30 protein-coding genes and 1 riboswitch are annotated in these 25,689 nt (G+C 38.7%); of the genes, 23 read left to right on the top strand and 7 right to left on the bottom strand.

Annotation, left to right across the window (positions count from 1 at the left end; all coding sequences use genetic code 11):
* From FRX51_RS05200 to trkA, 3 genes are all read right to left on the bottom strand, one after another.
* Positions 1-468 carry a hypothetical protein gene (locus FRX51_RS05200; protein ID WP_146496489.1) on the bottom strand — a complete coding sequence of 156 codons (468 nt, stop codon included), beginning with the start codon at positions 466-468 and terminating at the stop codon, positions 1-3.
* A gap of 118 nt (positions 469-586) precedes the next feature.
* Positions 587-2,026: a TrkH family potassium uptake protein gene (locus FRX51_RS05195; RefSeq protein ID WP_146496487.1), complete on the bottom strand. Its 1,440-nt coding sequence runs from the start codon at positions 2,024-2,026 to the stop codon at positions 587-589.
* A gap of 4 nt (positions 2,027-2,030) precedes the next feature.
* Positions 2,031-3,380, bottom strand: coding sequence for a Trk system potassium transporter TrkA (trkA, locus tag FRX51_RS05190; protein WP_146496485.1), 1,350 nt, complete (start codon positions 3,378-3,380; stop codon positions 2,031-2,033).
* A gap of 268 nt (positions 3,381-3,648) precedes the next feature.
* Between trkA and FRX51_RS05185 the strand changes: the two genes are divergently transcribed.
* From FRX51_RS05185 to FRX51_RS05150, 8 genes are all read left to right on the top strand, one after another.
* Positions 3,649-4,197 (top strand): tRNA (cytidine(34)-2'-O)-methyltransferase, encoded by a 549-nt coding sequence (locus FRX51_RS05185; RefSeq protein ID WP_146496483.1) that lies wholly within the window; start codon positions 3,649-3,651, stop codon positions 4,195-4,197.
* A 31-nt stretch (positions 4,198-4,228) separates the two neighbouring features.
* Positions 4,229-4,361: riboswitch (FMN riboswitch) on the top strand.
* Between the two features lie 59 nt (positions 4,362-4,420).
* A complete protein-coding gene (locus FRX51_RS05180) occupies positions 4,421-4,990 on the top strand; it encodes an ECF transporter S component (RefSeq protein WP_146496481.1) in 570 nt (189 codons plus the stop codon).
* On the top strand, positions 4,980-5,633 hold the full coding sequence (locus FRX51_RS05175; protein WP_146496479.1) for a phosphatase PAP2 family protein: 654 nt from the start codon (positions 4,980-4,982) through the stop codon (positions 5,631-5,633). The genes FRX51_RS05180 and FRX51_RS05175 overlap by 11 nt, the downstream gene beginning before the upstream one ends.
* 52 nt (positions 5,634-5,685) lie before the next feature.
* A complete protein-coding gene (locus FRX51_RS05170) occupies positions 5,686-6,237 on the top strand; it encodes a class I SAM-dependent methyltransferase (RefSeq protein ID WP_146496477.1) in 552 nt (183 codons plus the stop codon).
* 79 nt (positions 6,238-6,316) lie between these two features.
* Entirely contained in the window at positions 6,317-7,651 is a 1,335-nt protein-coding gene (locus FRX51_RS05165; protein WP_146496475.1) for a hemolysin family protein, read from the top strand.
* A 164-nt stretch (positions 7,652-7,815) separates the two neighbouring features.
* Positions 7,816-9,054 (top strand): MFS transporter, encoded by a 1,239-nt coding sequence (locus FRX51_RS05160; RefSeq protein ID WP_146496473.1) that lies wholly within the window; start codon positions 7,816-7,818, stop codon positions 9,052-9,054.
* Between the two features lie 104 nt (positions 9,055-9,158).
* Complete coding sequence (gene pflA / locus FRX51_RS05155) at positions 9,159-9,947, top strand: pyruvate formate-lyase-activating protein (protein WP_146496471.1); 789 nt, start codon at positions 9,159-9,161, stop codon at positions 9,945-9,947.
* Between the two features lie 69 nt (positions 9,948-10,016).
* On the top strand, positions 10,017-10,949 hold the full coding sequence (locus FRX51_RS05150) for a manganese-dependent inorganic pyrophosphatase (RefSeq protein WP_146496469.1): 933 nt from the start codon (positions 10,017-10,019) through the stop codon (positions 10,947-10,949).
* Positions 10,950-10,987: 38 nt separating this feature from the next.
* On the opposite strand, the gene FRX51_RS05145 is transcribed toward FRX51_RS05150, so the two are convergent.
* From FRX51_RS05145 to FRX51_RS05130, 4 genes are read right to left on the bottom strand one after another with little or no spacing between them, the layout of a single operon-like run.
* Positions 10,988-11,974 (bottom strand): iron ABC transporter permease, encoded by a 987-nt coding sequence (locus FRX51_RS05145; protein WP_146496467.1) that lies wholly within the window; start codon positions 11,972-11,974, stop codon positions 10,988-10,990.
* Positions 11,971-12,990, bottom strand: a complete 1,020-nt coding sequence (locus tag FRX51_RS05140) for an iron ABC transporter permease (protein ID WP_146496465.1) — start codon at positions 12,988-12,990, stop codon at positions 11,971-11,973. The genes FRX51_RS05145 and FRX51_RS05140 overlap by 4 nt, the downstream gene beginning before the upstream one ends.
* A 9-nt stretch (positions 12,991-12,999) precedes the next feature.
* The gene (locus FRX51_RS05135; protein ID WP_146496463.1) at positions 13,000-13,926 is read right to left on the bottom strand and encodes an iron-hydroxamate ABC transporter substrate-binding protein; all 927 of its coding nucleotides are present in this window, start codon (positions 13,924-13,926) and stop codon (positions 13,000-13,002) included.
* Positions 13,927-13,928: 2 nt separating this feature from the next.
* Positions 13,929-14,720 carry an ABC transporter ATP-binding protein gene (locus FRX51_RS05130; RefSeq protein WP_146496461.1) on the bottom strand — a complete coding sequence of 264 codons (792 nt, stop codon included), beginning with the start codon at positions 14,718-14,720 and terminating at the stop codon, positions 13,929-13,931.
* A 198-nt stretch (positions 14,721-14,918) separates the two neighbouring features.
* Here FRX51_RS05130 and upp point away from each other — a divergent pair, with 198 nt between their 5' ends.
* The 15 genes from upp to FRX51_RS05055 all read left to right on the top strand — a co-directional run bounded on the left by upp (position 14,919) and on the right by FRX51_RS05055 (position 25,605).
* Positions 14,919-15,548 carry a uracil phosphoribosyltransferase gene (gene upp, locus FRX51_RS05125; protein WP_146496459.1) on the top strand — a complete coding sequence of 210 codons (630 nt, stop codon included), beginning with the start codon at positions 14,919-14,921 and terminating at the stop codon, positions 15,546-15,548.
* A 140-nt stretch (positions 15,549-15,688) separates the two neighbouring features.
* A complete protein-coding gene (locus FRX51_RS05120; protein WP_146461934.1) occupies positions 15,689-16,291 on the top strand; it encodes an ATP-dependent Clp protease proteolytic subunit in 603 nt (200 codons plus the stop codon).
* Between the two features lie 79 nt (positions 16,292-16,370).
* Positions 16,371-16,619, top strand: a complete 249-nt coding sequence (locus FRX51_RS05115; protein WP_146496457.1) for a DUF2129 domain-containing protein — start codon at positions 16,371-16,373, stop codon at positions 16,617-16,619.
* Positions 16,620-16,732: 113 nt separating this feature from the next.
* Complete coding sequence (locus FRX51_RS05110) at positions 16,733-17,908, top strand: ABC transporter substrate-binding protein (protein ID WP_146496455.1); 1,176 nt, start codon at positions 16,733-16,735, stop codon at positions 17,906-17,908.
* Positions 17,909-18,006: 98 nt separating this feature from the next.
* On the top strand, positions 18,007-18,876 hold the full coding sequence (locus tag FRX51_RS05105) for a branched-chain amino acid ABC transporter permease (protein ID WP_146496452.1): 870 nt from the start codon (positions 18,007-18,009) through the stop codon (positions 18,874-18,876).
* Between the two features lies 1 nt (position 18,877).
* Positions 18,878-19,828 (top strand): branched-chain amino acid ABC transporter permease, encoded by a 951-nt coding sequence (locus tag FRX51_RS05100; RefSeq protein ID WP_146496450.1) that lies wholly within the window; start codon positions 18,878-18,880, stop codon positions 19,826-19,828.
* Complete coding sequence (locus FRX51_RS05095; protein WP_146496448.1) at positions 19,828-20,592, top strand: ABC transporter ATP-binding protein; 765 nt, start codon at positions 19,828-19,830, stop codon at positions 20,590-20,592. Before FRX51_RS05100 ends, FRX51_RS05095 begins: the two co-directional genes overlap by 1 nt.
* Positions 20,592-21,302, top strand: a complete 711-nt coding sequence (locus FRX51_RS05090; RefSeq protein WP_146496446.1) for an ABC transporter ATP-binding protein — start codon at positions 20,592-20,594, stop codon at positions 21,300-21,302. The genes FRX51_RS05095 and FRX51_RS05090 overlap by 1 nt, the downstream gene beginning before the upstream one ends.
* Positions 21,303-21,401: 99 nt before the next feature.
* Positions 21,402-22,058 carry a CBS and ACT domain-containing protein gene (locus FRX51_RS05085; protein ID WP_146496444.1) on the top strand — a complete coding sequence of 219 codons (657 nt, stop codon included), beginning with the start codon at positions 21,402-21,404 and terminating at the stop codon, positions 22,056-22,058.
* A 112-nt stretch (positions 22,059-22,170) separates the two neighbouring features.
* Positions 22,171-22,809, top strand: a complete 639-nt coding sequence (gene tmk, locus FRX51_RS05080) for a dTMP kinase (RefSeq protein ID WP_146496442.1) — start codon at positions 22,171-22,173, stop codon at positions 22,807-22,809.
* 1 nt (position 22,810) lies between these two features.
* A complete protein-coding gene (locus tag FRX51_RS05075; RefSeq protein ID WP_146496440.1) occupies positions 22,811-23,686 on the top strand; it encodes a DNA polymerase III subunit delta' in 876 nt (291 codons plus the stop codon).
* Between the two features lie 8 nt (positions 23,687-23,694).
* Positions 23,695-24,012: a DNA replication initiation control protein YabA gene (gene yabA, locus FRX51_RS05070; RefSeq protein ID WP_146461957.1), complete on the top strand. Its 318-nt coding sequence runs from the start codon at positions 23,695-23,697 to the stop codon at positions 24,010-24,012.
* Positions 24,013-24,014: 2 nt separating this feature from the next.
* On the top strand, positions 24,015-24,887 hold the full coding sequence (rsmI, locus tag FRX51_RS05065) for a 16S rRNA (cytidine(1402)-2'-O)-methyltransferase (protein ID WP_146496438.1): 873 nt from the start codon (positions 24,015-24,017) through the stop codon (positions 24,885-24,887).
* Entirely contained in the window at positions 24,884-25,243 is a 360-nt protein-coding gene (locus FRX51_RS05060) for a hypothetical protein (RefSeq protein ID WP_146496436.1), read from the top strand. The genes rsmI and FRX51_RS05060 overlap by 4 nt, the downstream gene beginning before the upstream one ends.
* Positions 25,243-25,605 carry an arsenate reductase family protein gene (locus tag FRX51_RS05055; RefSeq protein WP_146496556.1) on the top strand — a complete coding sequence of 121 codons (363 nt, stop codon included), beginning with the start codon at positions 25,243-25,245 and terminating at the stop codon, positions 25,603-25,605. Before FRX51_RS05060 ends, FRX51_RS05055 begins: the two co-directional genes overlap by 1 nt.
* The last annotated feature ends 84 nt before the right edge of the window (positions 25,606-25,689 follow it).

The following is a 25,689-nucleotide window of genomic DNA, read 5'->3' as shown; positions in this document are numbered from 1 at the left end:
TTAATTTTCAGTTGCAATCGCATCCAGTCTTGCTTGCAATTCATTTTTCTTATTGTCGTCTTTTAATTGTTCAATGGCTTCTCTAGCAGCTTGAATGTCCTGGTCATTTAAGCTAGCTTCAGCAGTTTCAACAGCTGTTGTAGCCACTTGTTGATTGGTTAATTCAGTACTTAAATCATCAAGTTTTGCTTGTAGTTCTAATTTGTCTTTTTCATCTCCTACTTGTTGGAGAGCTCCTTGAGCTAAGGCGATGCTTTCTTCGCTAGGATTAGCCACGGCAGCTTCTACAGCAGCTTTGGCAGCTTCAAGATTTTGATTGGTATCTTGTCTTACAGTCACTGAAGGACTTGGTGTAGGTGGAAGTTGAGTCTGACGAATGTTGCCAAATAGAAAATAAATGGCCCCAATAAAAACGACACACAAAATCGTTAAAACAAGATAGACTGCTTCATTCTTGGAAGATTTCATAGGAGATGCCTCTTTCAAATTATATTCAATACTTTCTATTATAACGATAAAATCAAACTTTTTCAAGTCGAATCTATCAAAAACAGGTTAAATCTTATTGATGTTAACCTGTTTGCTTTTAGATTTTAGACCATGTTCTAGGTAAGAAGAAAAGTAGTAATGGATAAATTTCTAAACGCCCAGCAATCATCATGATAGAAAGCAGGACTTTAGTTATGGGACTAAAGAGATTGAAGTTTTGTGATGTGCCTAGTATTGGGCCAATATTATTTAGGGTTGATAGGGCAGCACTAAAAGCAACAAGAAAATCATTGGTGTCTAAACTAAGAATCAGGATCAAGCCGGCTAGCATCATGAAGTAAATAATAGAATACCTAAGAATACTATCTTGAGTTTGTCGATCCAAAGGTGTTTGATTGATATGGAGAGTAAGCACTCGATTGGGGTAAAGAGTTGCTAGCATTTGATTTTTGACTAATTTTAGTAATATGAGTATCCGCATTAGCTTGAATCCACCTGCAGTTGAGCCAGCCATTCCCCCACAAAACATCAATCCAATTAAGATGGTCTGTGAAAAAAGTGGCCAAGGGCTGATGTCAGGGTGACTGAAACCTGTTGAGCTTATGGTTGCGGCTACTTGAAAGAAAACTTTTTCTATTGATTCTGGGAGTGTCGGATAGAGATGTTTTACATTGAGCCAAATGGCTAGACTACTGCTAATAATAATAAAAAAATAAAGTTTTAGTTCTTCATTTTTGAAAAAGGTACGAATCTTACCTAGAAGTAGCAAATAGTAGAGATTAAAGTTGATACCAAACAAAATCATACTAACTGAAATAATGTTAGTGACTACTGGATTGTTATGGTAGGCGATGTTGTTTTCATAACCAGCAAAGCCTCCGGTTCCAGCTGTTGCCATAGCGGTTATCAAACTATCATAGAACGAAAGTCCAGCAATCCATAAAATGATGGTAAGGATAATAAAAAGAATGAAGTAAATGAGGTAGAGAATTTGAGCAGTGTTTTTTAGTTTTGCCACAATTTTACCAAAAATAGGCCCAGCCATTTCTGCTTGCATCACTTCTAAATTGTTATTTTGATAATTATCTAAGATAGCTAGGGCAAAGACCAACATCCCCATTCCTCCAATGAGCTGGGTAAAACTTCGCCATAATAAGAGAGAATGGGATAAGACATTCGTTGATGGCAAGATGGTTGCTCCAGTTGTGGTGAAGCCAGCAGTTATTTCAAAAAATGCGTCAATTAAGTTGGGGATTTGACCAGAGAAAACAAAAGGAAGGGCACCAAAGAAAGACCAAAGGAGCCAACAAAGAGAAACAATAATCAGTCCTTCCTTGGTATAGAGTTTTTGATTTTGTGGTTTTAAGTGTGTTCCAATGAGACCTAAAAGTGTTAATAGTGTCATGGTTAATAAAATAGACAATGTGATTTTTAGATTTTCTCGGTAAATAAGAGAAGTAATTAAAGGCACACCAAGCAAGGCAACTTCAATTAACAGCAATTTAGCAAGGAGATAACTAATCATACGTTTATTCATTTGCTTACCTCATTAATAAATCTTTGATACTAGAAATGTTTTTTAATAAGGTAATGACAACAACCTTGTCACCGATTTCTAGATGGTCTTGACCAGTTGGAAAGAGGGTTTTATTTTTACGAATAATGGCAGCAATCAAAACATGTTCTTGCAACGGGATGTCGGCTAGTTGATGTCCAGCCAAGGGATTGCCTTCCTTGATTTCAAATTGTAGGGTTTCAATCTGTTCATTGGCGACATGGTGCATAGCGTCTAGTTTTGAGCCTTCGGCATTCACACGTCCACGAATAAAGTGCATGATACTATCGACAGCAATGCGTTTTGGAACGACGATACTTGAAAAAGGTTGGGTATCAATAATTTCTAGTAGGGCAGTACGATTGACCTTGGTGATGTTTTTGTCCACACCTAAGGTTTCTAAGAACATGGAAGCGATAATGTTTTCTTCATCATAGCCTGTCAGAGTAGCCACAGCATCATAGTGTTGGATATTTTCTTCTAGCAGAATTTCCTTGGCGGTTCCATCGCCTTGTATGACATGCAGATGGGGAAATTCTTGACTAAGCCAAGCTGCACGCTCTGGATTGATTTCTAGGACTCGCACCTTGATATTGGTGTTTTTTAGAATATGGAGCAGATAATAGGTAATTTTTCCTGCCCCAATTAGCATCATGTTTTTGACCTCTTTCTTTTTAACATAGTTGTGAAAATGAATCATCTCAGTACGATTGCCCGTAACAAAGATGTGGTCGTCAGTCTGAATTTTTGCGTCACCATTGGGAATTAAAACTTGATCATCACGCTGGATGGCACAGACCACTAAGCCGTTAAATCGTTTTCGAAATTGGTTGAGTGTCAGATGACAAAGCTGACTCTTTTTGGTGATGTGAAATTCCATTAACATAACACGTCCATTGGCAAAATGTTCTACTGATTGGGCGTTTGGAAATTCGACACTGTTAGCGATGTATTGGGCTGTCAGAAGTTCAGGATTGACAACTGCTGAAAAACCAAGAAAATTTCGATCCTTAAAGTAAGAGTTAGAATACTCTGGATTACGCATCCGAACAATCGTTTCCTTGGCACCCATTTTCTTAGCCAAAACAGCAGCAATCATGTTGACCTCGTCTTTTTCAGTCAAGGCGATAAAGATGTCACAGTGATTGACTCCAGCTTCTTCTAAAATCTTAAAATTGGCACCATTCCCCACAATGCCCATAATATCATAAAGTTTAGTCAGACGTTTCAAGACGTCTTTTTTTTCTTCAATGAGAATCACATCGTGATTTTCTTCAACTAAAGATTGGCAAAGGGCAGAACCGACCTTACCTCCACCAATAACAATGATTTTCATGATTGTTTCTCCTTTTATATACCCTATATCATACTCCTTTTTTAGCAAAAATGCACATTTTTCTGACCGAAATGCGTTATTTGTCTAAGAAATTTATCAAAAAAGCTATTGACAGACCGTTTAAGCATGCTATAATAAGGATAGTCACTCATTGGTTTAACTCAATCCTGTTATGATTTAAGTCAATGAGCTATCAACCATGTTGCCTGCTGATTTAATCCGGGTGGCATGGTTATTTTTTTAATCAAAAGAATGGGGACTAATCAAGATGAATTTAGCAGAATTGAGCCAGGATAGACAAGTAACGGTTGAAAGACAAAATCATATTGTGTTGTATCAGCCTCAAATCCCAGCCAATACAGGTAATATTGCTAGAACTTGTGCAGCAACCAATAGTCCACTTCATATCATCAAACCCATGGGTTTTCCGATTGATGATAAGAAAATGAAGCGAGCAGGATTGGATTATTGGGATAAGTTAGAGATTTATTTTTATGATAGCTTGGACGACTTTTTAGAGCAATGCCAAGGGCGACTTCATCTGATCACGAAATTTGCTGAGAAAGTTTATAGTGAGGTTGATTATCATGATAATCAATCGCATTATTTTATGTTTGGTCGAGAAGATACAGGGCTGCCAGAGGATTTTATGCGTCAGCATGCTGACCAAGCCTTACGCATTCCTATGAATGATCAACACGTCCGTAGCCTAAATGTGTCTAATACGGTGTGTATGATTGTCTATGAAGCCTTGCGTCAACAAGGTTTTCCCCAACTCGAGTTGGAACATACCTATGAGCAGGATAAGCTCAAATGATTGTTCCAACCATAAGTTTATGATATACTAAAAAGGTCTTCAGGGCAGGGTGAAATTCCCGACCGGCGGTGACTAGGTGCAGTGGCATGTAGAAGTCCGTGAGCGTAAGCTGATGTGGTGTGATTCCACAACCGACAGTAAAGTCTGGATGGGAGAAGACAAAGGGTCTTTTAGTGTACTCTTTGCTACTTCTTCCAATTTGTCAAAATTGGAGGAATTTTTTATGTTACAAACAAGACAGATGGTTTTAATTGCCATTTTATCAGCCCTATCTTTTAGCTTAATGCTTTTTGGCTTTCCAATTATTCCAGGAGCTGATTTTTTAAAAGTGGAGTTGAGTATTTTACCTATTTTGTTGGGGTTGTATTTGTTTGATCTTAAAACAGCCTACCTTATTTTAGGTCTGCGAACTATTCTCAAGTTTGTCCTAAATAATCGCGGGGTCAATGATTGGATTGGCCTGCCGATGAATGTGTTAGCCTTGGCCATTTTTGTGGCTTGCTTTGCATTGATTTGGAAAACAAAGGAAACGGTCTCTCGCTATGTGATGGCGAGTCTAGTTGGAACAGTTGTCTTAACCCTTAGCATGTTGCTTTTGAACTGGGTATATGGTATCCCACTTTATGCGAAATTGGCGAATTTTGATATTAGTCAGTTTATCGGTACCTCACTTTATCTTTTTGGCATGGTTTTACCATTTAATCTTGTTCAAGGATTGATTTTTTCTCTATCCTTTGCCCTCATTTATCGTTTATTGAAACCTATTTTATCCACTTATCGTTATGAAAAATAAAGAAACTTACCTACTTCGTGGCACATTTGCCTTGGTCATTTTTGTCTGTATGGGCTATGTGATTAAATTTTATCCAGAAACCGTTCTATCTTTTGATCAAACTGTACAAGCAAAGTTTAGAAGCGATCTACCAAGTTTTTGGACAGACTTTTTCCAAAACATAACTGTTTTAGGTAATCCACCTGTTCAATTAGCTTTGACTATTTTTCCTGCCCTTGTTTTTTGGTTGAAAAAATGGCGAGCAGAAGCCTATTATTTGTTAACTAGTGCAAGTTTAGCTGGCTTGGCAATTGTTGTTTTCAAATCAGTTTATCAACGTCCACGTCCAAGTATCCCACATCTAGTATCAGCATCCGGCTATTCTTTTCCAAGCGGACATGCTTTGGGCATAATGGCTATATTGGGAGTGATTTTGATTGTTTGCTACCAACGTTTGAACCAAAGAAGTGGTTTACGACTGATTGTTAGTTTGGTTTTGACTAGCTTGATTGTTTTGGTAGCTCTATCTCGAGTTTACTTGGGTGTTCATTATCCAATAGACATTTTAGCAGGTTTATTAGTTGGCTATGCGATTTTGAATATGTTATTTCCCTACTATGATCGCTGGCGTTTTAAATGGCGTTTTCAAGCCAAACAAAAATAAAATAAGGTTAGGTCAACCCTAGCCTTATTTCATTAAAAGAAGGAGATTTAAGATGAAAAAACCATTGGCCATGGCTCACGATTTTTTAGCTGAGGTATTAACACCCGATAGTGTAGTGGTAGATGCAACCATGGGTCAAGGTTTTGATACAGTTTTTTTGGCCAAAAAAGCGGGGAAGGTTTATGCTTTTGATGTTCAAAAGCAAGCGTTGGTTTGGACGCAAGAACGATTGGCAAGAGAAAATCTGGTGGCTAACTTGATTCATGCAGGACATGAGCAAGTGGCAGACTATGTTAAGGAAAAAATTGATGGTGCGATTTTCAATCTAGGCTATTTGCCTAGAGCAGACAAGTCTTTAACAACTCAACCCAAAACCACCTTGCTGGCTCTTGAACAAATTTTAGAATGTTTATCTTTTGGTGGTCGTATCTCAATCATGGTCTATTATGGTCATGAGGGTGGGCAAAGAGAAAAAGACTCCCTGCTTGATTTTGTCAGCCGTCTGCCTCAAAAAGATTTTGCAGTCATGTCCTATCAGGCTCTTAATCAAATCAATCAGCCACCTTTTTTGATTATGATTGAGAAATTAGGGAAGGCTAAGTAGGAGATAATCGTTCAAAACGTGATATTTATGGAAAATATGATATAATAGACTGGATTATTTAGAAATTAGGAGATGAAAAATGGAAGACCCTAGCAGTCAGTCCTTGTTATTGCAATTTTTATTATTATTACTACTCACCTTATTCAATGCCTTTTTCTCAGCTAGTGAAATGGCTATGGTCTCGCTCAATCGTTCTCGTGTGGAGCAAAAGGCAGCCGAAGGAGATAAACGTTATGCCCGTTTGTTGAAAATTTTGGATAATCCCAATAATTTTCTGTCAACTATCCAAGTCGGCATTACCCTCATTACCCTCTTATCAGGGGCAAGTTTTGCAGATTCCTTGGGAACGGTGATTGCGTCTTGGTTTGGCCAATCAACAACTGCGAAAACGGCAGGAGATATTATTTCTTTGGTTTTCTTGACTTATATCTCGATTGTAATTGGTGAGCTATATCCTAAGCGAATTGCCATGAACCTCAAGGAAAATTTGGCGATTTATTCAGCCCCAATTATTCTCTTTTTGGGTAAATTGGTCAGTCCCTTTGTTTGGTTCTTATCAGCATCAACCAATCTTTTGAGTCGTCTAACGCCCATGACCTTTGATGATGCCAATGAGCAGATGACTAGAGATGAGATCGAGTACCTGTTGACCAATAGTGAGGCGACATTGGACGCTGAAGAGATTGGCATGTTGCAAGGGGTCTTTTCTTTAGATGAAACCATGGCGCGTGAAGTGATGGTGCCAAGGACAGATGCCTTTATGGTTGACATCAATGACGATACCACAGAGTTGATTAAGGAAATCTTAAAAGAAAACTATTCTCGTATTCCTGTTTATGATGGGGATAAAGACAAGATTATCGGCTTGATTCATACGAAAAATATTTTGAGTGCAGCCTTTGCTCAAGGTTTTGATAAAATTAATCTTCGCCAATTACTGCAAGAGCCACTTTTTGTGCCGGAAACGATTTTTGTGGATAATCTTTTGACCACTCTACGTAACAATCAGCGACAAATGGCGATTTTATTAGATGAATATGGTGGCGTATCAGGTCTGGTGACCTTGGAAGACTTGCTAGAAGAGATTGTCGGTGAAATCGATGATGAAACAGACAAGGCAGCAGAGTCTGTTCGAGAAATCGCCGATCAAACCTATATTGTCCTTGGTAATATGACACTCAACGAATTCAACGAATATTTTGAAAGTGAATTAGTTAGTGATGATGTGGATACCATTGCAGGTTTTTACCTAGCAGGTATTGGCACTATTCCTAATCAAGACGTTAAAGAAAGTTACCAAGTTGATAGCCAAAATAAACGCTTTGATTTTATCAATGATAAGGTCAAAGATGGTCGTGTCGTCAAGTTGAAAGTGGTAGTCAGTCCATTAGAAACTGATGAACAAGTCAGCTAACATCATAAATCATAGGAATTGATGGTTAAATCATCAGTTCCTATTTTGATGCCTATCTAGCTCTTGGTTTACAGGTCTTGTCTGTTGAGATATACTAACGATAGACGAACAATTACATATCTTCTAGCAATAAGATTTCTTTGTTAGCAAATGGAGGTAAGCAAATGACACTTAGAGTAAGACTTCCGTTATTTTTAACCGTTCTGTTCACGCAATTTGGTAGTGCGGTGTTGACATTTTTCTTGTCCTTGACCATACTCATGCAGACCAAAAGCCCTCTTGCCTTTAGTCAGATTGTCTTGATTGGTTCAGTTGTTAGTTTATTGGGAACACCTGTCATTGGTCTTATGGTGGATCGTTATCCTAAAAAACCACTATTGCTTATGGCTCAACTCACTAGTATGCTGATTTTGGCAATGTGTTTCTTTTTCAGTATGAATCAAGTGACACCAAACTTTTTCATAGTCATCTTGATTGTGGTCTTGCTGAATCTAATGGATAGTCTAGTATCAACCACGATATTGGCATCGGCTGTTCATTTGGTTGAGTCAGAAGAAGAACTTGGACAGTTTAATGGCTTGATTCAGAGCGTTGACTCTGCCTCATCCTTGCTTGGTCCAGTTGTAGCAGGGGCGATTTATCCCTTAATTTCCTTAGATATGGCGATTGGCTTGGAGCTTTTGTTAGAAGGTCTGGGTTTAATCTCACTTTGTTTTCTTTCGTTTAGCAATCGCCCATTTCAGCAGCTTGACGATGACATGGTTGATGGAAATGCTAAGGAAGAGCAGACATTGAAAGCTGCCTTGTCTTATTTATTTGACCAAAAAGTCTTGCTGATTTTATTGTTTGGCATGTTGGTCATGAATTTTCTTCTATCAGCTTTGGTGATTGGTTTTCCAATCATTGTGACCACTTATTTTTCAGAAAATAGTCTAGCAGTGGGCATTTTAGAAGCAAGTGTTTCGGTAGGTATGCTACTAGCCAGCAGCGTCTTTGCCTATCGCTCAATCAATCCTGATAAGATTAGTCTAATTATTAAGAGTTGGTTGGTTAGTGGATTTTGTCTTTTTGCCATTGTTTTTGGCGTTACGATTTTCAAACATAACCTGTTCTTTTTATTGATTTTCCTAGTCATTATCAATCTGATGATAGGTTTGGCTTTGACAGCAGGTAGAATTTCTATTTTGACCTTATTTCAAAAGCAGATTGCACCAAGTAAGCAAGGTCGAATTTTTGCTATTCTTGATGTTTTGGTTCAGGTGTCAGTTCCTGTAGGGACCTTGATTTTTGGCTTGTTATTTGAGTGTTTTCCTATTTTGACCGTGTTTTTCGTTTCAGGTTTTCTAATGCTTGCCTTTGTAGCTTATCTTAACCGTTTTTTGAAAAAGAAAGATTTGCTTTAAGATAAGAGAAAGACGAAGTGATGTCTTTCTTTTATTTTAGCTAGTTTTTTGTCTAAAAAAGGAGTATAATAAACATATAAAGCGTTTTCAAAAGAGGTGGTTTGATGACTGATATTGATTATAAAAAAGTAACGGGTATGGTGCATTCGACAGAAAGTTTTGGAACAGTGGATGGTCCAGGCGTTCGCTTCATTATTTTTATGCAGGGCTGTAAGATGCGTTGTCAATATTGTCATAACCCAGACACTTGGGAAATGGAAACCAATAACTCTCAAGAACGGACGGTTGAAGATGTCTTGAAAGAAGCCTTGTCTTATCGTCATTTTTGGGGTAAAGAAGGTGGTATTACGGTTTCTGGTGGTGAGGCTCTTCTTCAGATTGAGTTTGTCACAGCCTTGTTTACGGAAGCTAAAAAATTAGGTATTCATTGTACCTTGGATACCTGTGCCTTGCCGTTTCGTGATACGCCAGCCTACCATGAAATTTTTGATAAACTGCTAGCAGTGACGGATTTGGTGTTGTTGGATATTAAAGAAATCAATGATGAACGCCATAAATTTGTGACCAGCCAAAGCAATAAAAATATCATTGCCTGCGCTAAATACCTATCAGATAAAGGAGTTCCTGTTTGGGTTCGCCATGTCTTAGTGCCTGGTTTGACAGATATTGACCAAGATTTGGTGGAGCTAGGTCAGTTCGTCAAAACCCTTAAAAATGTGGATAAGTTTGAGATTTTGCCTTATCACACCATGGGCGAATTTAAGTGGCGAGAGTTGGGGATTCCCTATGCCTTGGCTGGTGTTAAGCCACCGACAGCAGACCGTGTCAAAAATGCTAAGGATTTGATGCAAACAGAAACCTATACCAACTATATGAAACGTATTCATTCCTAGTGTTTTGCGACTTGGCTTGATTTTTGGTATAATAAAGCCAAACTTAGAAATATATGAGGTAGAAAAGACATGTCGATTTTAGTATTTGGTCATCAAAATCCTGATACGGATGCCATTGCATCATCTTATGGTTGGGCTTATTTGGAGAAAAACGCTTGGGGGCGTGATGCTAAAGCAGTAGCCTTAGGCACTCCGAACGAAGAAACTGCCTTTGCCTTGGATTATTTTGGTGTTGAAGCACCGACTGTGGTAACGTCAGCCAAGGAAGCAGGTGCGAGTCAAGTGATTTTGACAGACCACAATGAATTTCAACAATCAATTAGCGATATTGCAGAACTTGAGATTTTGGCAGTGGTTGACCATCACCGTGTGGCGAATTTTGAAACAGCCAACCCACTTTATATGCGTTTAGAGCCAGTAGGTTCAGCGTCATCAATTGTTTATCGTGCTGCTAAAGAGGCTGGTCTAGTATTGCCAAAAGAAGTGGCAGGTCTATTGTTGTCAGGTTTGATTTCTGATACGCTTTTATTGAAATCACCAACAACGGCAGAAAGTGATCATCAAGTGGCTAAAGAATTGGCTGAATTGGCAGAGGTTGATTTGGAAACTTATGGTTTAGCCCTATTGAAAGCAGGAACAAATCTCGCTAGTAAGTCAGCGGCAGAATTGATTGATATTGATGCTAAAACATTTGAATTAAATGGCAATCCAGTTCGTGTGGCTCAAGTCAATACCGTTGATATTGCAGAAGTTTTAGAACGTCAAGAAGAGATCGAGGCAGCCATGTTAGCAGCTAATCAGGCTAATGGCTATTCAGATTTTGTATTGATGATTACAGATATTGTTAATTCAAATTCAGAGATTTTGGCATTAGGTCAACACATGGATAAGGTTGAAGCGGCATTTGACTTCAAATTGGAGAACAATCATGCCTTTTTACCAGGTGCTGTATCACGTAAGAAACAAGTAGTCCCACAATTAACAGAGAGTTTTAATGCGTAAAAAAGTTGAGCCATATTTGGCTCAACTTTTTGAATTTATTAGTCCATTTTCAACATCAGATAAAGAAAGTAAGGTGCACCAACGATAGCAACAAGCAGTCCAGTTGGAATGCCCATGCCAACAAGGAAGATACGTCCCAAAGTGTCTGCGATTAGGAGGATGAGCATGCCGACCATCAGGCTAGTAGGAATGGTTAGAAGATGATTGTTCCCAAGCTGTCGCTTGACACTATGACCAGCAATTAAACCAACAAAGCTGATATTGCCAACCAAGATAACACTGATGGCAGCTAGGGAGGTGGCTAGAAAAAGAATAAACAAGCGTTGTTTTTTTAAGTTAAGCCCTAAGGCAGTTGCAGTATATTCGTTAAGGTTCATGATATTTAAAGCTTGATATTGACTGTAAGTTAGCCCCCATAATATGACTAAGGGAAAACTACAAATTAAAAGACTCTGCCAATTATCACCCGTTATTTGTCCACTTAGCCAGTTATTGATGTAATCAATCTTGTAGCGATCTACATAGCTAACTAAGGTTACGATAAGACTAGACATCATGGTGGAAATACCGACTCCAGCAATAATCAGTCGATTGGGATTGATGTTGTGATTGGGTTTATAAGAAAGTAGATAGACTAGAAGAATTGTAGCATAGCTACCAAGAATGGTAAGACTAGGAAGCAAGGACTGGCTAATTGCAAACTCTAATTTTCCAAAAGCTAGTAAACTTGCAATAACCAAACCTGCCCCAGCATTGATACCCAAGATACCTGAGTCTGCTAGTGGATTTTGAGTAAGGGTTTGCAATAACAAACCTGCGAGAGCCAGAGAGCCGCCTCCCATAAGGCTGGCCAAAATTCGAGGAAGACGTATGTTAAACAGAATGAGCTGACTTTGTGTTTGATTGGATTGGTTAAAGAGCTGAGTAAAATTAAGTTGACTCTCTCCTAGTGACAGAGCCAAAATACTGGTAAATAGTACAACAAAAAACAGGAAAATGATGACTTTATTAGGGGATGTTTTCATAGATTTTGTTCCTTTCTAATAAGAATTAGAAAAGAAGGTAGGCTAATAAGACTGACAACAGCATTTAGTGAGGTTTCGTATGGTGAATTGATCATGCGACAGAGAAGATCAATCCAAACCATAAAACTTGCTCCCCAAAGCATAGTTAAAGGAAGAAGTTGCTGATAGTGTTGTCTGATGACCAGTTTGGCTAAGTGGGGAATGAGCAGACCAATAAAGGCTAGGTTACCAACTAAGGCGACACTGCTAGCTGAAAGAAGCAAAACGATTGCTAAAAGAAGCAATTGGGTGCGTCTGATATTTTGCCCCAAGGCTTGAGAAAGTGATTTTTCGAGGTTAAGAAGATTGAGTTGGTGACTAAAAAATAAAGCAGAACCTAAACCAAAAAGGATAAAAGGAGCTATGAAGGTAATCATAGACCAGTTAACAGCAACTAGACCGCCAGATTGCCAACCAATGATGGTAGTAGATAAGCGATTGGTGATAGTAATGACTTGCCCTATGGCTGAAAAAAGTGTAGTCATCATAGCTCCTGCTAAAATGAGACGGATTTGATGGTTGCTTGCTTTTTTTTGATAGGCTAATCCAAAAACGAAAAGGGCAGCCAGACTAGCACCGATTAAACAAAAAAGTAAAATGAAGCTGTAATGTGGTTTTTTAATTAGCAGATAAGCTAAGACCAAGGCAAGCCCTGCCCCAGCATTGATTCCCAGTAAACCTGGATCAGAAATAGGATTTCGAGTAACTGCTTGTGTTATTAAACCTGAGGTCGCAAGTCCTGCTCCCACCAAACAAGCGGCGATTAGACGAGGAAAACGACTATCAATAATGATATTCTGAGCTTGGCTTTCTAAAAAAGGTTGAGCTAAAATCGTTATGACTTCTTGATGACTATAACGAATAGCCCCAAAACGTAGGCTGGCATAGCTACCCAGTCCTAAACTAATCAAACTGATGAAAAAAACAAGCCAAAAATGATTTGGCCTTGTTTGAAAATAAAATTTACTTGTTGTCATAATGTCTTTCTAGTTGTTTGTGGCTAGAATGGCTTTTTCTAAAACCTCTAACTGATAATCAAGAGCCTTAGGATCATTGAAGTAAAAGGCATTGGCAGGAACTTTTATGATATTACCGTTTTGAACAGCAGGAATGGCTTGCCAGAGATCACTTTCATAAAGAGCAGAATTAGTAGTGGTTGAATCTGCTGCAACAATAGCATAATCTCCCATATAAGCACTTAAGACTTCTTTAGAGATTGAGAGATAGCCCTTTGGGAAAACTTCTTGAATGATTTTTTCAGGAGCCTTAAATCCAAGGGCTTGGTAAAGAATTTCTCCGCCACGTCCCCAATTATTACCAAACAGATAGATTTCTTTTTCACTTAAACCAATGAGGGTAAACGTTTTATCTTGACCAATGGCTTTAGTCAGCTTGTCTTTGGTTTGAATAACCTTTGTTTTCCAAGAATCAAGCCAGGCTTGTGCTTCTTTTTCTTTGTTAAACACTTGTCCAAAATCAGAAAGCACTTGTAAATAATCATGTTTGCCATAGTCAACAGCGATAACAGGTGCAATTGTGGCTAATTGTTCAAGATTGGCTTCAGTTGTGCCTGCAATGATTACATCAGGTTTAGTTGCAGCAAGAGCTTCAAGGTCGGTAGGCATGACTTCTTTGGCTTGACTTAGTTCTTTTTTAAGCACAGGATTATCCAAATCATAAGTCGTTGCAGCGACGATATTAAGCCCTAACTGCATGAGATAGCCAGTATAGCTGGCAGATAAGCTAGCTACTCGTTTTGGTGACTGGGGAACTTGACCGTAGTAGGTAAAGCCGTCGATTTTAGGCAAATTCTCAGAATCAGAAAGAGATTGATTGTTTGATGTAGCCTTGCCACAAGCTGCTAAAACCATAATCATGAGAAGGGTTAAAACTAAGCTAGTCATTTTTTTCATGTTTAGACTCCTTTGTGTAATTGATAACTGATTAGAATCGGTTTTTGTGAAAGCTTATCGGTTGTGATTTGAGCATCGATTTGGAAAATCTCTCGTAAGACAGACTTAGTCAAGACCTGGTTAACAACTCCATGATGATGGATTTTGCCCTCTTTCATAGTAATTAAATAGTCAGAAAAACGAGCAGCTAGATTTAAGTCATGTAAGACCATAATAATGGTTTTTCCTTGCTGCTGATTGAGGTCTTGTAAGAGCTCTAAAATTTCCAATTGATGATTCATATCCAAGTAGGTAGTTGGTTCATCTAAGAAAATCGTTGGCGTATCTTGGGCTAAAGCCATGGCAATCCAAACACGTTGGCGTTGCCCACCTGATAACTGGTCAACATCCGTCTGGGCAAAAGGAGTAACCCTTGTGATTTCCATAGCCCAATGAATTTTATCACGGTCTTCATTGCTAAGGCCACCCAGATACTTTTGATGTGGAAAGCGACCATAAGAAATCAACTCATAGGTTGACAGCCCTTTTGGCACTTGTGGCGTTTGTGGTAAAAGGGCAATTTTTTTAGCCACGTCCTTGGTTGGTAATGAATGAATAGCCTGTCCATCCAGAAGAATTTGCCCTTTTTCAATAGGTGTTAGACGCAATAAAGCCTTGAGCAAGGTAGATTTTCCACAGCCGTTGGGACCAATAATGGTTGTGATTTGTCCATCGTTTAATTTAGTACTTAAATTTGAGAGAATCTCTTGTTTATGATAAGTGACATGGATACCCTTAGCTTCAATCATTGACATCGTTTCTAGTCTTCTTTCTGATTTTTATTATAGCACAAAATAAAAGTCAGCCAAGAGGAGAAAGCTCTTTTCAGAAATATTGGAATCATTATTGACTAATCTAGAGGAAGTCGCATAAAATTCTCATTTTCATAACCTTATAGCAGATTTTCAGTTAATAATCTGCTATAATAGAAAAAAATAATAGAGGTGATTGTTATGGGTAACTTTCAAGTAATTTCACATCCGTTGATTCAACATAAATTGTCAATTTTGCGTCGCACAACAACCTCGACCAAGGACTTTCGTGAATTGGTTAATGAAATTGCCATGTTAATGGGTTATGAGGTTTCTCGTGACCTTCCCCTAGAAGATGTGGAGATTGAAACACCGATTACTAAGACTGTCCAAAAACAATTGACAGGGAAAAAGTTAGCGATTGTGCCAATCCTACGAGCTGGTGTTGGTATGGTTGATGGTTTGTTGAGTCTAGTTCCAGCAGCCAAGGTCGGTCATATTGGCATGTACCGTGATGAAGAAACCTTTGAGCCAGTGGAATACTTGGTTAAGTTACCAGAAGATATTGATCAACGTCAAATTTTTCTAGTTGATCCGATGTTGGCGACAGGAGGCTCGGCTATTTTGGCTGTAGATTCCCTTAAAAAACGTGGAGCAACCAATATCAAATTTGTTTGTTTGGTGGCGGCACCAGAAGGTGTAAAGAAATTACAGGCAGCCCATCCAGATATTGACATTTACACAGCAGCCTTGGATGAAAAATTAAACGAGAATGGTTACATTGTCCCTGGTCTTGGTGATGCAGGTGACCGTTTATTTGGTACCAAGTAGGTCGAGTAGGACTGAAACAGTTGTTTCGGTCCTTACTTTATGAAAGTAGTTAAATAAAAAAATTGACCTTTTTTGACCAATGCTTTATAATAGACTTATTGAATGTTGTAACGGTCATAATTGACCAAGCAAAATTAGAAATGGAGAGAATTATGATTCCAGTAGTAATTGAACAAACTAGTCGTGGCGAGCGTTCGTATGATATTTACTCACGCTTATTAAAAGATCGTATTATTATGTTGACAGGTCCTGTTGAGGATAACATGGCAAATTCTGTCATTGCCCAACTCCTGTTTCTTGATGCCCAAGATAATACCAAAGACATTTATCTTTATGTCAATACTCCAGGTGGATCAGTGTCAGCAGGTCTTGCTATTGTTGATACCATGAACTTTATTAAGTCAGATGTTCAGACTATTGTGATGGGAATGGCTGCTTCAATGGGAACGATTATTGCCTCAAGTGGTACTAAAGGTAAACGTTTCATGTTACCAAATGCAGAATACATGATCCATCAGCCAATGGGTGGCACTGGTGGCGGTACTCAACAAACAGATATGGCTATTGCAGCTGAACACCTCTTGAAAACCAGAGAAAATCTTGAACGAATTTTAGCAGAAAATTCAGGTCAACCTGTTGAGAAGATTCATCAAGATGCGGAACGCGATCGTTGGATGAGTGCAAAAGAAACACTAGAATATGGCTTTATTGATGAAATCATGGCCAATAACAATTTGCAATAAAGTGAGTAACAAGAGATAAAAAGCAATTCCTTAGATAAATTGGTTAGCTTTTTATCTCTTATTTTGATGAGGAGAAGTGATGTTTGAAAGGCAAAAACGACTAGGTTTACTGGTTTACCTCTATTACAATCGAGATGCGAAAAAATTAAGTCAGTATGGCGATAAAATTTATCATTCAAAAAAAATGCGTTACCTGTTACTCTATGTTAATGCAGAAGGGGCTGAACAAATCTTAGCAGAAATTAGTCAGTTAAACTATGTGAAAACTGTGTTGCCATCGTATTTTACGGACATTAACCAAGAATTTGTTGGCAATTTACAGGAGTGAAAACGTTTTTATAATAAAATAAAAAAATTTAATAAAAAAAGTCTTGACAATTATCTGACAATTCAGTATGATATAAAACATATCAATTAAGAAATTCTTAAGGAGAAAAGATTATGAAGAAAAAATTTGCATTAGCGACACTTGCTTTTGTTAGTACAGCTGTCCTAGCAGCTTGTGGTGCAGCACCAGGTAGTTCGTCTAATTCAGCAGGTAATGAAGTTGGTGAAACGGTAAAAGTTGGTTACAACTTTGAGTTATCTGGAGCAGTAGCAGCTTATGGTAGTGCTGAGAAAAACGGTGCTGATTTAGCGGCTGAGGAAATCAATGCGGCTGGTGGTGTTGATGGTAAAAAACTTGAAATTATTTCTAAAGACAATAAATCAGAAACCACTGAAGCAGCCAATGTTGCAACTAGTTTAACTACTCAAGATAAAGTTGTTGCAATGGTTGGTCCAGCAACATCAGCCAATACAGCAGCAACAGTTAGTGCTGCTCAACAAGCTGCAGTACCGTTGGTAACACCTTCAGGTACATTAGATAGCTTGACTTTGGATGCGTCTGGTAAAGTACAAGATTATGTTTTCCGTGCGACCTTCGTTGATAGCTTCCAAGGAGCAATCCTTGCACAATATGCAACAGATAACCTAAGTGCTAAAAAAGTTGTTCTTTTCTATGACAACTCAAGTGACTACGCGAAAGCTGTAGCTGATCAATTCAAGAAATCTTACAAAGGGGAAGTTGTTGTTGAAGAAACATTTGCTTCAGGTGATAAAGACTTCCAAGCTGCTTTGACAAAAGTTAAAGATAAAGAATTTGATGCTATCGTTATGCCAGGTTACTATACTGAAACTGGTTTGATCACAAAACAAGCTCGTGAAATGGGAATCGACAAAGCAATCCTTGGTCCTGACGGATTCAATGACCCACAATTTGTTGAAACAGCAGGTGCAGCAAATACAAACAACGTTTACTATGTATCAGGTTACTCTACATCAACTAGCTTGACTGAAAAATCATCAGCCTTTGTTAAAGCTTACAAAGAAAAATATGGTACAGAACCAAACATGTTTGCCGCTCTTTCTTACGACTCAGTTTACATGGTGGCAGAAGCAGCTAAAGGAGCTAAAACATCTAAAGATGTGGCAACTAACCTGGCTAGTTTGAAAGATTTTGAGGGTGTAACTGGTAAATTCACAGTTGATGCTAACCATAACCCAGCGAAAACAGCACTTGTTGTTAGCTTGAAAGATGGTAAGGAAGCTTCAGCAACTTCAGTTGAAGTCAAATAAGGGACTTGACTATTTACATAGTCTGAATTAAAATATCATAAGTGGAAGAATAAATTCTTCCACTTATTCATTATATTGATAGAAAGTTTGGTGACTCTATGCTTCAGCAACTTGTCAATGGGTTAATTTTAGGGAGTGTCTATGCTCTGATTGCCCTTGGTTACACCATGGTATATGGTATTATCAAGTTGATTAACTTTGCCCACGGTGATCTTTACATGATGGGTGCCTTTATTGGTTACTATTTAATCTCTACCTTCCAGATGAATTTCTTTGTTGCTCTCTTGCTAACAATGGTTTTAACGGCGGCATTAGGTGTACTGATTGAATTTTTAGCCTATCGTCCATTAAGAAATTCAACTCGAATTGCTGCGTTGATTACAGCAATTGGTGTGTCTTTCCTTTTAGAATACGGTATGGTTTACTTGGTTGGTGCCAATACGCGTGCCTTTCCACAAGCCTTAAAAACCGTAAAATATAACTTAGGTCCGATTAGTATTACTAATGTTCAGTTGACGATTTTATTTGTTTCGGTTAGTTTGATGATTGCTTTGCAATTTATCGTTAAGAAAACAAAAATGGGTAAAGCCATGCGTGCAGTGTCTGTTGATAGTGATGCGGCACAACTCATGGGAATCAACGTTAACTCAACCATCAGCTTTACCTTTGCTCTTGGTTCGGCTCTTGCTGGTGCAGCAGGTGTTTTGATTGGTCTTTATTACAACTCGATTGATCCTTTGATGGGGATGACACCTGGTATTAAAGCCTTCGTTGCTGCCGTTTTGGGTGGTATCGGGATTATTCCAGGTGCAGCACTTGGTGGCTTTATCATTGGTCTTTTGGAAACATTCTCAATCTCAATTGGTTTGTCAAGTTTCCGTGATGCAGTGGTGTATATTATTTTGATTGTCATTTTGCTGATTAGACCAGCAGGTATTCTTGGTAAAAATGTGAAGGAGAAGGTATAGCATGAAAAATTTGAAAGTAAATCTTGTTTGGCTTGCTTTGATTGCTGCCGTCTTTGTTCTCTTATCTGTTTTGATTTCTAGCGGTTTATTAGGCGTTTATTATGTGCAAATTTTGATGGGAATTGGTATTAGCGTTATCATGGCCTTGGGGACGAATCTTATTCTTGGTTTCTCAGGTCAATTTCCACTAGGTCAAGCCGGTTTCATGGCTATTGGTGCCTATGCGACAGCTATTTTAACAAAATCAATGCCGACCTATGCGGGATTTTATGTATCTATGCTTGTAGGTGCCTTGATTGCAGCAGTAGTTGCCCTAGTTGTTGGTTTACCAACGTTACGTTTGAAAGGGGACTATCTTGCTATTGCAACCCTTGGTGTATCTGAAATTATCCGTATGATTATCATCAATGGAGGAGAGCTAACTAATGGTGCAGCAGGTCTGACTGGTATCTTACAATACACGACTTGGCCAACTGTATTCATCTTTGTGGTGGGTATCGTCATCTTGGTTTTGAACTACCTTCGTAGCCCAATGGGACGTGAAGTGATTGCAGTTCGTGAGGATGAAATTGCGGCTGAGTCAATGGGTGTTAACACGACAAAAGCTAAAGTACTAACCTTTGTGATTGCAGCCATGATGGCAAGTTTGGCAGGTTCACTTTATATTGGTTATCTTGGAACGGCAGTGCCAAAAGATTTCACCATTCTACGCTCGATTGATTATTTAATTATTGCCGTACTGGGCGGTCTAGGTTCAGTAACTGGGACAGTGGTTGCTGCTATTGTATTAGGTGTTTTAAATATGTTCTTGCAAAATGTATCAGAATTGCGAATGATTATTTACTCACTTGCTCTTATCTTAGTAATGGTCTTCCGTCCAGGTGGTCTTCTTGGTACCAAAGAACTCATGTTATCTAAATTTTTCGCAAAAGGTAAGGAGGGCAAAAACTAATGGCACTTCTTGAAGTAAAAAATCTGACTAAAAACTTTGGTGGTTTAACTGCCGTTGGTGATGTCACTCTAGAATTAAATGCAGGTGAATTGGTTGGTTTGATCGGTCCTAATGGGGCAGGTAAAACCACACTGTTTAATCTCTTGACAGGTGTTTATGAGCCAAGTGAAGGAACAGTGAGCTTAGACGGCACTCTCCTTAATGGGAAAAAACCATATACTATTGCTTCACTTGGTTTGTCGCGTACCTTCCAAAACATCCGTTTGTTTAAGGATATGACGGTATTGGAAAACGTTTTGGTTGGTATGGGGAACAATCGTAAGCCAAATCTATTAGCTTCTTTTCTTCGTCTGCCAAAATTCTATCAAAATGAAGAAGAATTAGAAGCAAAAGCCATGAGCTTACTTGCCATCTTTGATTTGGATAAGGATGCGGATACCTTGGCTAAAAATCTTCCTTATGGTCAGCAACGTCGTTTAGAAATTGTTCGTGCCTTGGCAACAGAGCCTAAGATTCTTTTCTTGGACGAGCCAGCAGCGGGTATGAACCCACAAGAAACGGCAGAGTTGACTAGCTTAATTCGTAAGATTAAGGAAGAATTTGGTATTACCATTATCCTTATCGAGCATGACATGAGTTTGGTTATGGAAGTAACAGAACGTATCTATGTGTTAGAATACGGTCGTCTAATTGCTCATGGGACACCAGAAGAAATTAAAAATAACAAACGAGTAATTGAAGCCTACCTAGGAGGTGACGCCTAATGTCTATGTTAAAAGTAGAAAATTTATCAGTCAGTTACGGTGTTATCGAGGCTGTTAAAAATGTTAGTTTTGAAGTTAACGAAGGAGAAGTGGTTACCCTAATCGGTGCCAATGGTGCGGGTAAAACATCGATTCTACGAACCATTTCTGGTTTGGTTCGTCCAAGTGGTGGTACGATTTCATTTTTGGGTAATGAAATTCAAAAAGTCCCTGCTCGTAAGATCGTAGCAGATGGTCTGTCACAAGTACCAGAAGGTCGCCATGTCTTTTCAGGTTTGACCGTTTTGGAAAATCTTGAGATGGGTGCTTTCCTTAAAAATAATCGAGAAGAAAATCAGGCTAATCTCAAAAAGATTTTTGCACGTTTCCCTCGTTTAGAAGAACGTAAACATCAAGATGCAGCCACCCTATCTGGTGGTGAGCAGCAGATGTTGGCTATGGGGCGTGCTTTGATGAGTCAACCCAAGTTGCTCTTACTAGATGAGCCGTCAATGGGATTGGCACCAATCTTTATTCAAGAAATTTTTGACATTATCCAAGATATTCAGCGTCAAGGTACAACGGTTCTTCTGATTGAGCAAAATGCCAATAAGGCCTTGTCAATCGCTAATCGTGGTTATGTTTTAGAAACTGGTAAAGTAGTTCTTTCAGGAACAGGTCAGGAACTTTTAGCTTCTGATGAAGTGAGAAAGGCCTATCTTGGTGGTTAACGAGAAAATCTCTGACACTTGTCAGGGATTTTTTTAACATAGAAAACGATTTCGACTTATGCTATAATAAAAGTAGATAAAAAGAGTGGAGGAGTATTTATGGCTGTTAAAGATTTTATGACTAAAAAAGTGGTTTATGTATCGCCAGATACGAGTGTGGCTCACGCAGCTGACTTGATGAAGGAACAAAATTTGCGTCGTTTGCCTGTTATTGAAAATGATAAACTAGTCGGTCTGGTGACAGAAGGAACCATGGCAGAAGCGACCCCTTCAAAAGCAACCAGTCTATCGATTTATGAGATGAATTATTTGTTGAATAAGACAAAGATTCGTGATGTCATGATTAAGGATGTGATTTCGATTTCACCTTATGCGACGTTAGAAGATGCGATTTATCTCATGATGAAGAATAAGGTTGGTGTCCTTCCTGTAGCAGAAAATGGGATTGTGTCTGGTATCATTACTGATCGAGATGTCTTTAAAACTTTCCTTAAAGTATCTGGTTATGGTGAGGAAGGGGTGCGTGTGCGTTTGTTCTTGAAAGATCAAGCTGGAGCCTTTGAAAAGGTTGTTAAGATTTTTGCTGAGGACCATCTCAATATCCGAAGCGTTTTGGTGAATAATGAAAATGCAGAGAAGGTCTTGGTAGAAGTTCAACTAGATGGACGTTTTGATATAGACGTTCTAAAAAAAGAATTGATAGAACAAGGGGTACAGGTGGACAGCATCACATTGACTCAAGTGAAGGCTTTGTAAAATCTATTTTTGGTTGGAAAGGCAAAACCTTTTCAACCTTTTTACTTGCTGGCGACTGCTTTTTTAGATTTTTTTTGATAAAATAGAACTACTAAACTAATGAAGGGTTGCTATGACAAAAGGATTATTGATTTCATTTGAAGGACCAGATGGAGCGGGGAAAACCACGGTTTTAGAGCGAGTTTTACCTAGTTTGCAGGCTGCTTTAACAACTACTGTGTTAGCAACTAGAGAACCCGGTGGGATAGAGATTGCCGAAAGAATCCGTGAGGTGATTTTAGATGTCAAGCATACCCGCATGGATAGTAAGACGGAATTGTTGCTTTATATGGCAGCTAGACGTCAACACATGGTTGAAAAGATTATGCCTGCTTTAACAGAAGGCTCTCTTGTATTGGTTGATCGTTTCATTGACAGTTCCATGGCCTATCAAGGTTATGGGCGTGGCTTAAATAAGTCAGCTATTACTTGGCTTAACGCTTACGTTACAGATGAGCGTCAGCCGGACTTGACCCTTTATTTTGATGTGCCAGCTGAAGTTGGTTTGGAGCGTATCACTCGAAATAAGGAACGAGAAATCAATCGGTTGGATTTGGAAAAATTAGATATGCATCAGCGAGTCAGACAAGGTTACCAAGAGCTAGCTCAGCAAAATCCAGAACGGATTAGATGCATAGATGCAACGCAGCCCTTGGACAGCGTAGTGACAGAAGTGGTAGAGCAGATATTGCTTCTAGTGAAAGATAGTTAGTATGACAGTAGCCCAATTGCAACCTAAGATTTATAGGGATTTTGTTAGGATTTTACAAACCAATCGCTTGAGCCATGCCTATCTTTTTGATGGGCAGTTCGCTAGTTTGGAAATGGCCTTATTTCTTACTCAGAGTCAATTTTGTGCTGACTTGGTGGATCGATTACCTTGTGGAAAATGTCGTTCTTGTCGTTTGATTGTTAGACAGGAATTTCCTGATCTACATGTGATTGAACCAACTGGGCAGCTTATTAAAACAGAAACCATACGAGAGCTTTTGCATGATTTTTCGCGTTCGGGTTTTGAAAGTGACAAGCAAGTTTTTATCATTCGTCAAGCAGAAAAAATGCATCCTAATGCTGCCAATAGTCTTTTGAAAATCATGGAAGAACCAAGAGGCCAGAGCATCATTTTTCTTTTGACGGATGAAGCAAATCTTGTCTTGACGACGATTAAGAGTCGTTGTCAACAGGTTTTCTTTCCTAAAAATGACTCCTACCTTAGAGAGTTTTTGAACCGAGAAGGCTTATTGCCCAATCAAGCCAAAGTATTAGCTCAAGTGGCTCAGAATCAAGAAGAAGCCATGTTTTTAGCGAAAAGTCAAAAAGTGTTGCAACAACTGCAACATTTGGAACGTTTTTTAGGCATGTTGTTCAGAGATCAAAAAATGTCTTTTTTAGAAGTGGCACACTTGGCAACTATTTTCAAAGAAAAGAGTGAACAAGAATTGGCTTTTAAGTTATTGAGTTTTTTGTTGGCAGAACAATTACCTAAGGAATTGGCTTTGTTTTATCTCGAGCGGCTTTATGTTGCTCAGAAAATGTGGAAAAGTCATGTTAGTTTTCAAAATGTTTTGGAATATATGGTGATAAGTTGAGGAAAATAATGGTAAAAAAAGATTTATTTGATGCCTTTGATGGCTTTTCACAAAATTTAATGTTGACCTTGGCTGATGTGGAAGCCATGAAAAAACAAGTGCAAGCCTTGGTTGAAGAAAATGCTCGCTTGCGTTTAGAGAATACCAAGTTGCGTCAATATTTTGAAGAAGTTGAAAAAGGTAAAACGAGAACCAGTAAGGAAACTCGTGATACCTTATTGGGCATCTATCAAGATGGCTTTCATGTGTGTAAGGATTTTTATGGTCAACGACGAGATAATGACGGTGACTGCCTTTGGTGTGATGAGCAGCTAGAAAGAGCTTAACGATGCAAATTCAAAAAAGTTTTAAGGAAGTAAGAGCAGTCGGTAGTCTTTATCTGGTGCCTACACCTATTGGCAATCTACAAGATATGACCTTTCGAGCTATCGATGTCTTAAAGTCGGTGGATTTGATTTGTGCGGAAGATACAAGGACGACTGGTCAACTACTTAAGTATTTTGACATTGAAACCCCTCAAACGAGCTTTCACGAGCATAATGCTTATGAAAAAATAGAAGAGTTAATTGAGTTGTTGTTGTCGGGGAAATCACTAGCTCAAGTATCTGATGCTGGCATGCCAAGTATTTCTGATCCAGGTCATGATTTGGTACAAGCAGCACTTGCTAGGGAGATTCCAGTTATCTCTTTGCCTGGTTCTTCTGCAGGTATTACGGCTTTGATTGCCAGTGGTATTGCTCCTCAGCCACATATTTTTTATGGCTTTTTACCCCGTAAAAAAGGTCAGCAGCTTAGTTTTTTTGAAGCAAAGAAGGCTTATCCGGAGACCCAAATTTTTTATGAATCGCCTTATCGAGTGTTGGATACGTTGACGAATATGTTGGCAGTCTATGGTGATCGTCAAGTGGTTTTGGTTCGTGAATTGACTAAGATTTATGAAGAATATCAGCGTGCTAGTTTAAGTGAATTGATTGCAGCTTTAGAGGGGCAAACCATTAAAGGTGAGTGTCTTATCATTGTTGCAGGAGCGGTTGTTGAAGAAAAATCAATCGCAGATCAAGATCCGGTAGTGTTGGTTGATGAGTTGATTGCTTTAGGTCATAAGCCCAACCAAGCGATTAAGGCAGTTGCTAAAGAATACGGTCTAAATCGTCAGGAACTTTATCAAGCTTACCATGAGAAAAGGAAGGAAGAAGAATGACTCGTCGTTTTCTTTATTATGTATTAAAACAGCCTTTGATGCTTTTGGTTGATTGTGAAACGGGAGTAGAATACTTGACAACACTTTATAGCCAAATTCCTGTGATGGATAAAGAAGGTGGGATTGTCTTAACGGGACTTCCCAGATTACCCGTTTCCTTAGATAAGGATAGAAAAAAAGAGTATGGACGTGAATTGAAAAAACGTTTTACCTTTCAGGTTGAAAACATAGACTTTGTCAGAAGGGCCTATCTAGTGACGGATCAGCAGACTGGGGTTGAATATTTCTTTTCTAGAGGGACGGTGACTCCTTTGTTGACGGAAACGGCTCATTTGAAAATTAAGGAGAATGAATGATGCTAACGTTTTATGAATATCCAAAATGTTCAACCTGTCGTCAGGCTAAAAAAGAACTTAAAACCTTAGGATTGGACTTTGAGGCTGTTGATATTAAGACGACACCGCCAACCGTAGATGTCTTAGCTGACTGGTTGGGGAATAACGAGCTACCCTTGAAAAAATTATTCAATACCAGTGGGAACTCCTACCGTCAGCTAGATTTGAAAAATCGCTTTGACCAATTGTCACAAGATGAATTGTTAATCTTGTTGTCACAAGATGGTATGCTGATTAAGCGTCCGATTTTGGTTGATGGCAATCGCATCTTACAAATTGGTTATAAAAGTTCTTATGAATTGTTGGCGATTGAGAAAAATTGATTTGATTTTGCGAATAGATATTAGAAAGGCTAAAGAAATGGCAATTAGCCTTTTTTATTTTTTTATGCTAAAATAAGTCTATGT

The organism is Streptococcus sp. sy010 (assembly GCF_007859175.1).
Taxonomy (GTDB): domain Bacteria; phylum Bacillota; class Bacilli; order Lactobacillales; family Streptococcaceae; genus Streptococcus.
This window is presented reverse-complemented; position numbering and strand designations above follow the sequence as displayed.

Coding starts and splice junctions, on each gene's coding strand:
- FRX51_RS05075 (WP_146496440.1), top strand. CDS start 22,811: ATGACAGTAGCCCAATTGCAACCTAAGATTTATAGGGATTTTGTTAGG.
- FRX51_RS05100 (WP_146496450.1), top strand. CDS start 18,878: ATGAAAAATTTGAAAGTAAATCTTGTTTGGCTTGCTTTGATTGCTGCC.
- FRX51_RS05060 (WP_146496436.1), top strand. CDS start 24,884: ATGACTCGTCGTTTTCTTTATTATGTATTAAAACAGCCTTTGATGCTT.
- trkA (WP_146496485.1), bottom strand. CDS start 3,380: ATGAAAATCATTGTTATTGGTGGAGGTAAGGTCGGTTCTGCCCTTTGC.
- FRX51_RS05200 (WP_146496489.1), bottom strand. CDS start 468: ATGAAATCTTCCAAGAATGAAGCAGTCTATCTTGTTTTAACGATTTTG.
- FRX51_RS05055 (WP_146496556.1), top strand. CDS start 25,243: ATGCTAACGTTTTATGAATATCCAAAATGTTCAACCTGTCGTCAGGCT.
- FRX51_RS05085 (WP_146496444.1), top strand. CDS start 21,402: ATGGCTGTTAAAGATTTTATGACTAAAAAAGTGGTTTATGTATCGCCA.
- rsmI (WP_146496438.1), top strand. CDS start 24,015: ATGCAAATTCAAAAAAGTTTTAAGGAAGTAAGAGCAGTCGGTAGTCTT.
- FRX51_RS05185 (WP_146496483.1), top strand. CDS start 3,649: ATGAATTTAGCAGAATTGAGCCAGGATAGACAAGTAACGGTTGAAAGA.
- FRX51_RS05115 (WP_146496457.1), top strand. CDS start 16,371: ATGTTTGAAAGGCAAAAACGACTAGGTTTACTGGTTTACCTCTATTAC.
- pflA (WP_146496471.1), top strand. CDS start 9,159: ATGACTGATATTGATTATAAAAAAGTAACGGGTATGGTGCATTCGACA.
- FRX51_RS05170 (WP_146496477.1), top strand. CDS start 5,686: ATGAAAAAACCATTGGCCATGGCTCACGATTTTTTAGCTGAGGTATTA.
- FRX51_RS05135 (WP_146496463.1), bottom strand. CDS start 13,926: ATGAAAAAAATGACTAGCTTAGTTTTAACCCTTCTCATGATTATGGTT.
- FRX51_RS05090 (WP_146496446.1), top strand. CDS start 20,592: ATGTCTATGTTAAAAGTAGAAAATTTATCAGTCAGTTACGGTGTTATC.
- FRX51_RS05140 (WP_146496465.1), bottom strand. CDS start 12,990: ATGACAACAAGTAAATTTTATTTTCAAACAAGGCCAAATCATTTTTGG.
- yabA (WP_146461957.1), top strand. CDS start 23,695: ATGGTAAAAAAAGATTTATTTGATGCCTTTGATGGCTTTTCACAAAAT.
- tmk (WP_146496442.1), top strand. CDS start 22,171: ATGACAAAAGGATTATTGATTTCATTTGAAGGACCAGATGGAGCGGGG.
- FRX51_RS05180 (WP_146496481.1), top strand. CDS start 4,421: ATGTTACAAACAAGACAGATGGTTTTAATTGCCATTTTATCAGCCCTA.
- FRX51_RS05165 (WP_146496475.1), top strand. CDS start 6,317: ATGGAAGACCCTAGCAGTCAGTCCTTGTTATTGCAATTTTTATTATTA.
- FRX51_RS05105 (WP_146496452.1), top strand. CDS start 18,007: ATGCTTCAGCAACTTGTCAATGGGTTAATTTTAGGGAGTGTCTATGCT.
- FRX51_RS05095 (WP_146496448.1), top strand. CDS start 19,828: ATGGCACTTCTTGAAGTAAAAAATCTGACTAAAAACTTTGGTGGTTTA.
- FRX51_RS05130 (WP_146496461.1), bottom strand. CDS start 14,720: ATGTCAATGATTGAAGCTAAGGGTATCCATGTCACTTATCATAAACAA.
- upp (WP_146496459.1), top strand. CDS start 14,919: ATGGGTAACTTTCAAGTAATTTCACATCCGTTGATTCAACATAAATTG.
- FRX51_RS05195 (WP_146496487.1), bottom strand. CDS start 2,026: ATGAATAAACGTATGATTAGTTATCTCCTTGCTAAATTGCTGTTAATT.
- FRX51_RS05175 (WP_146496479.1), top strand. CDS start 4,980: ATGAAAAATAAAGAAACTTACCTACTTCGTGGCACATTTGCCTTGGTC.
- FRX51_RS05150 (WP_146496469.1), top strand. CDS start 10,017: ATGTCGATTTTAGTATTTGGTCATCAAAATCCTGATACGGATGCCATT.
- FRX51_RS05110 (WP_146496455.1), top strand. CDS start 16,733: ATGAAGAAAAAATTTGCATTAGCGACACTTGCTTTTGTTAGTACAGCT.
- FRX51_RS05145 (WP_146496467.1), bottom strand. CDS start 11,974: ATGAAAACATCCCCTAATAAAGTCATCATTTTCCTGTTTTTTGTTGTA.
- FRX51_RS05160 (WP_146496473.1), top strand. CDS start 7,816: ATGACACTTAGAGTAAGACTTCCGTTATTTTTAACCGTTCTGTTCACG.
- FRX51_RS05120 (WP_146461934.1), top strand. CDS start 15,689: ATGGAGAGAATTATGATTCCAGTAGTAATTGAACAAACTAGTCGTGGC.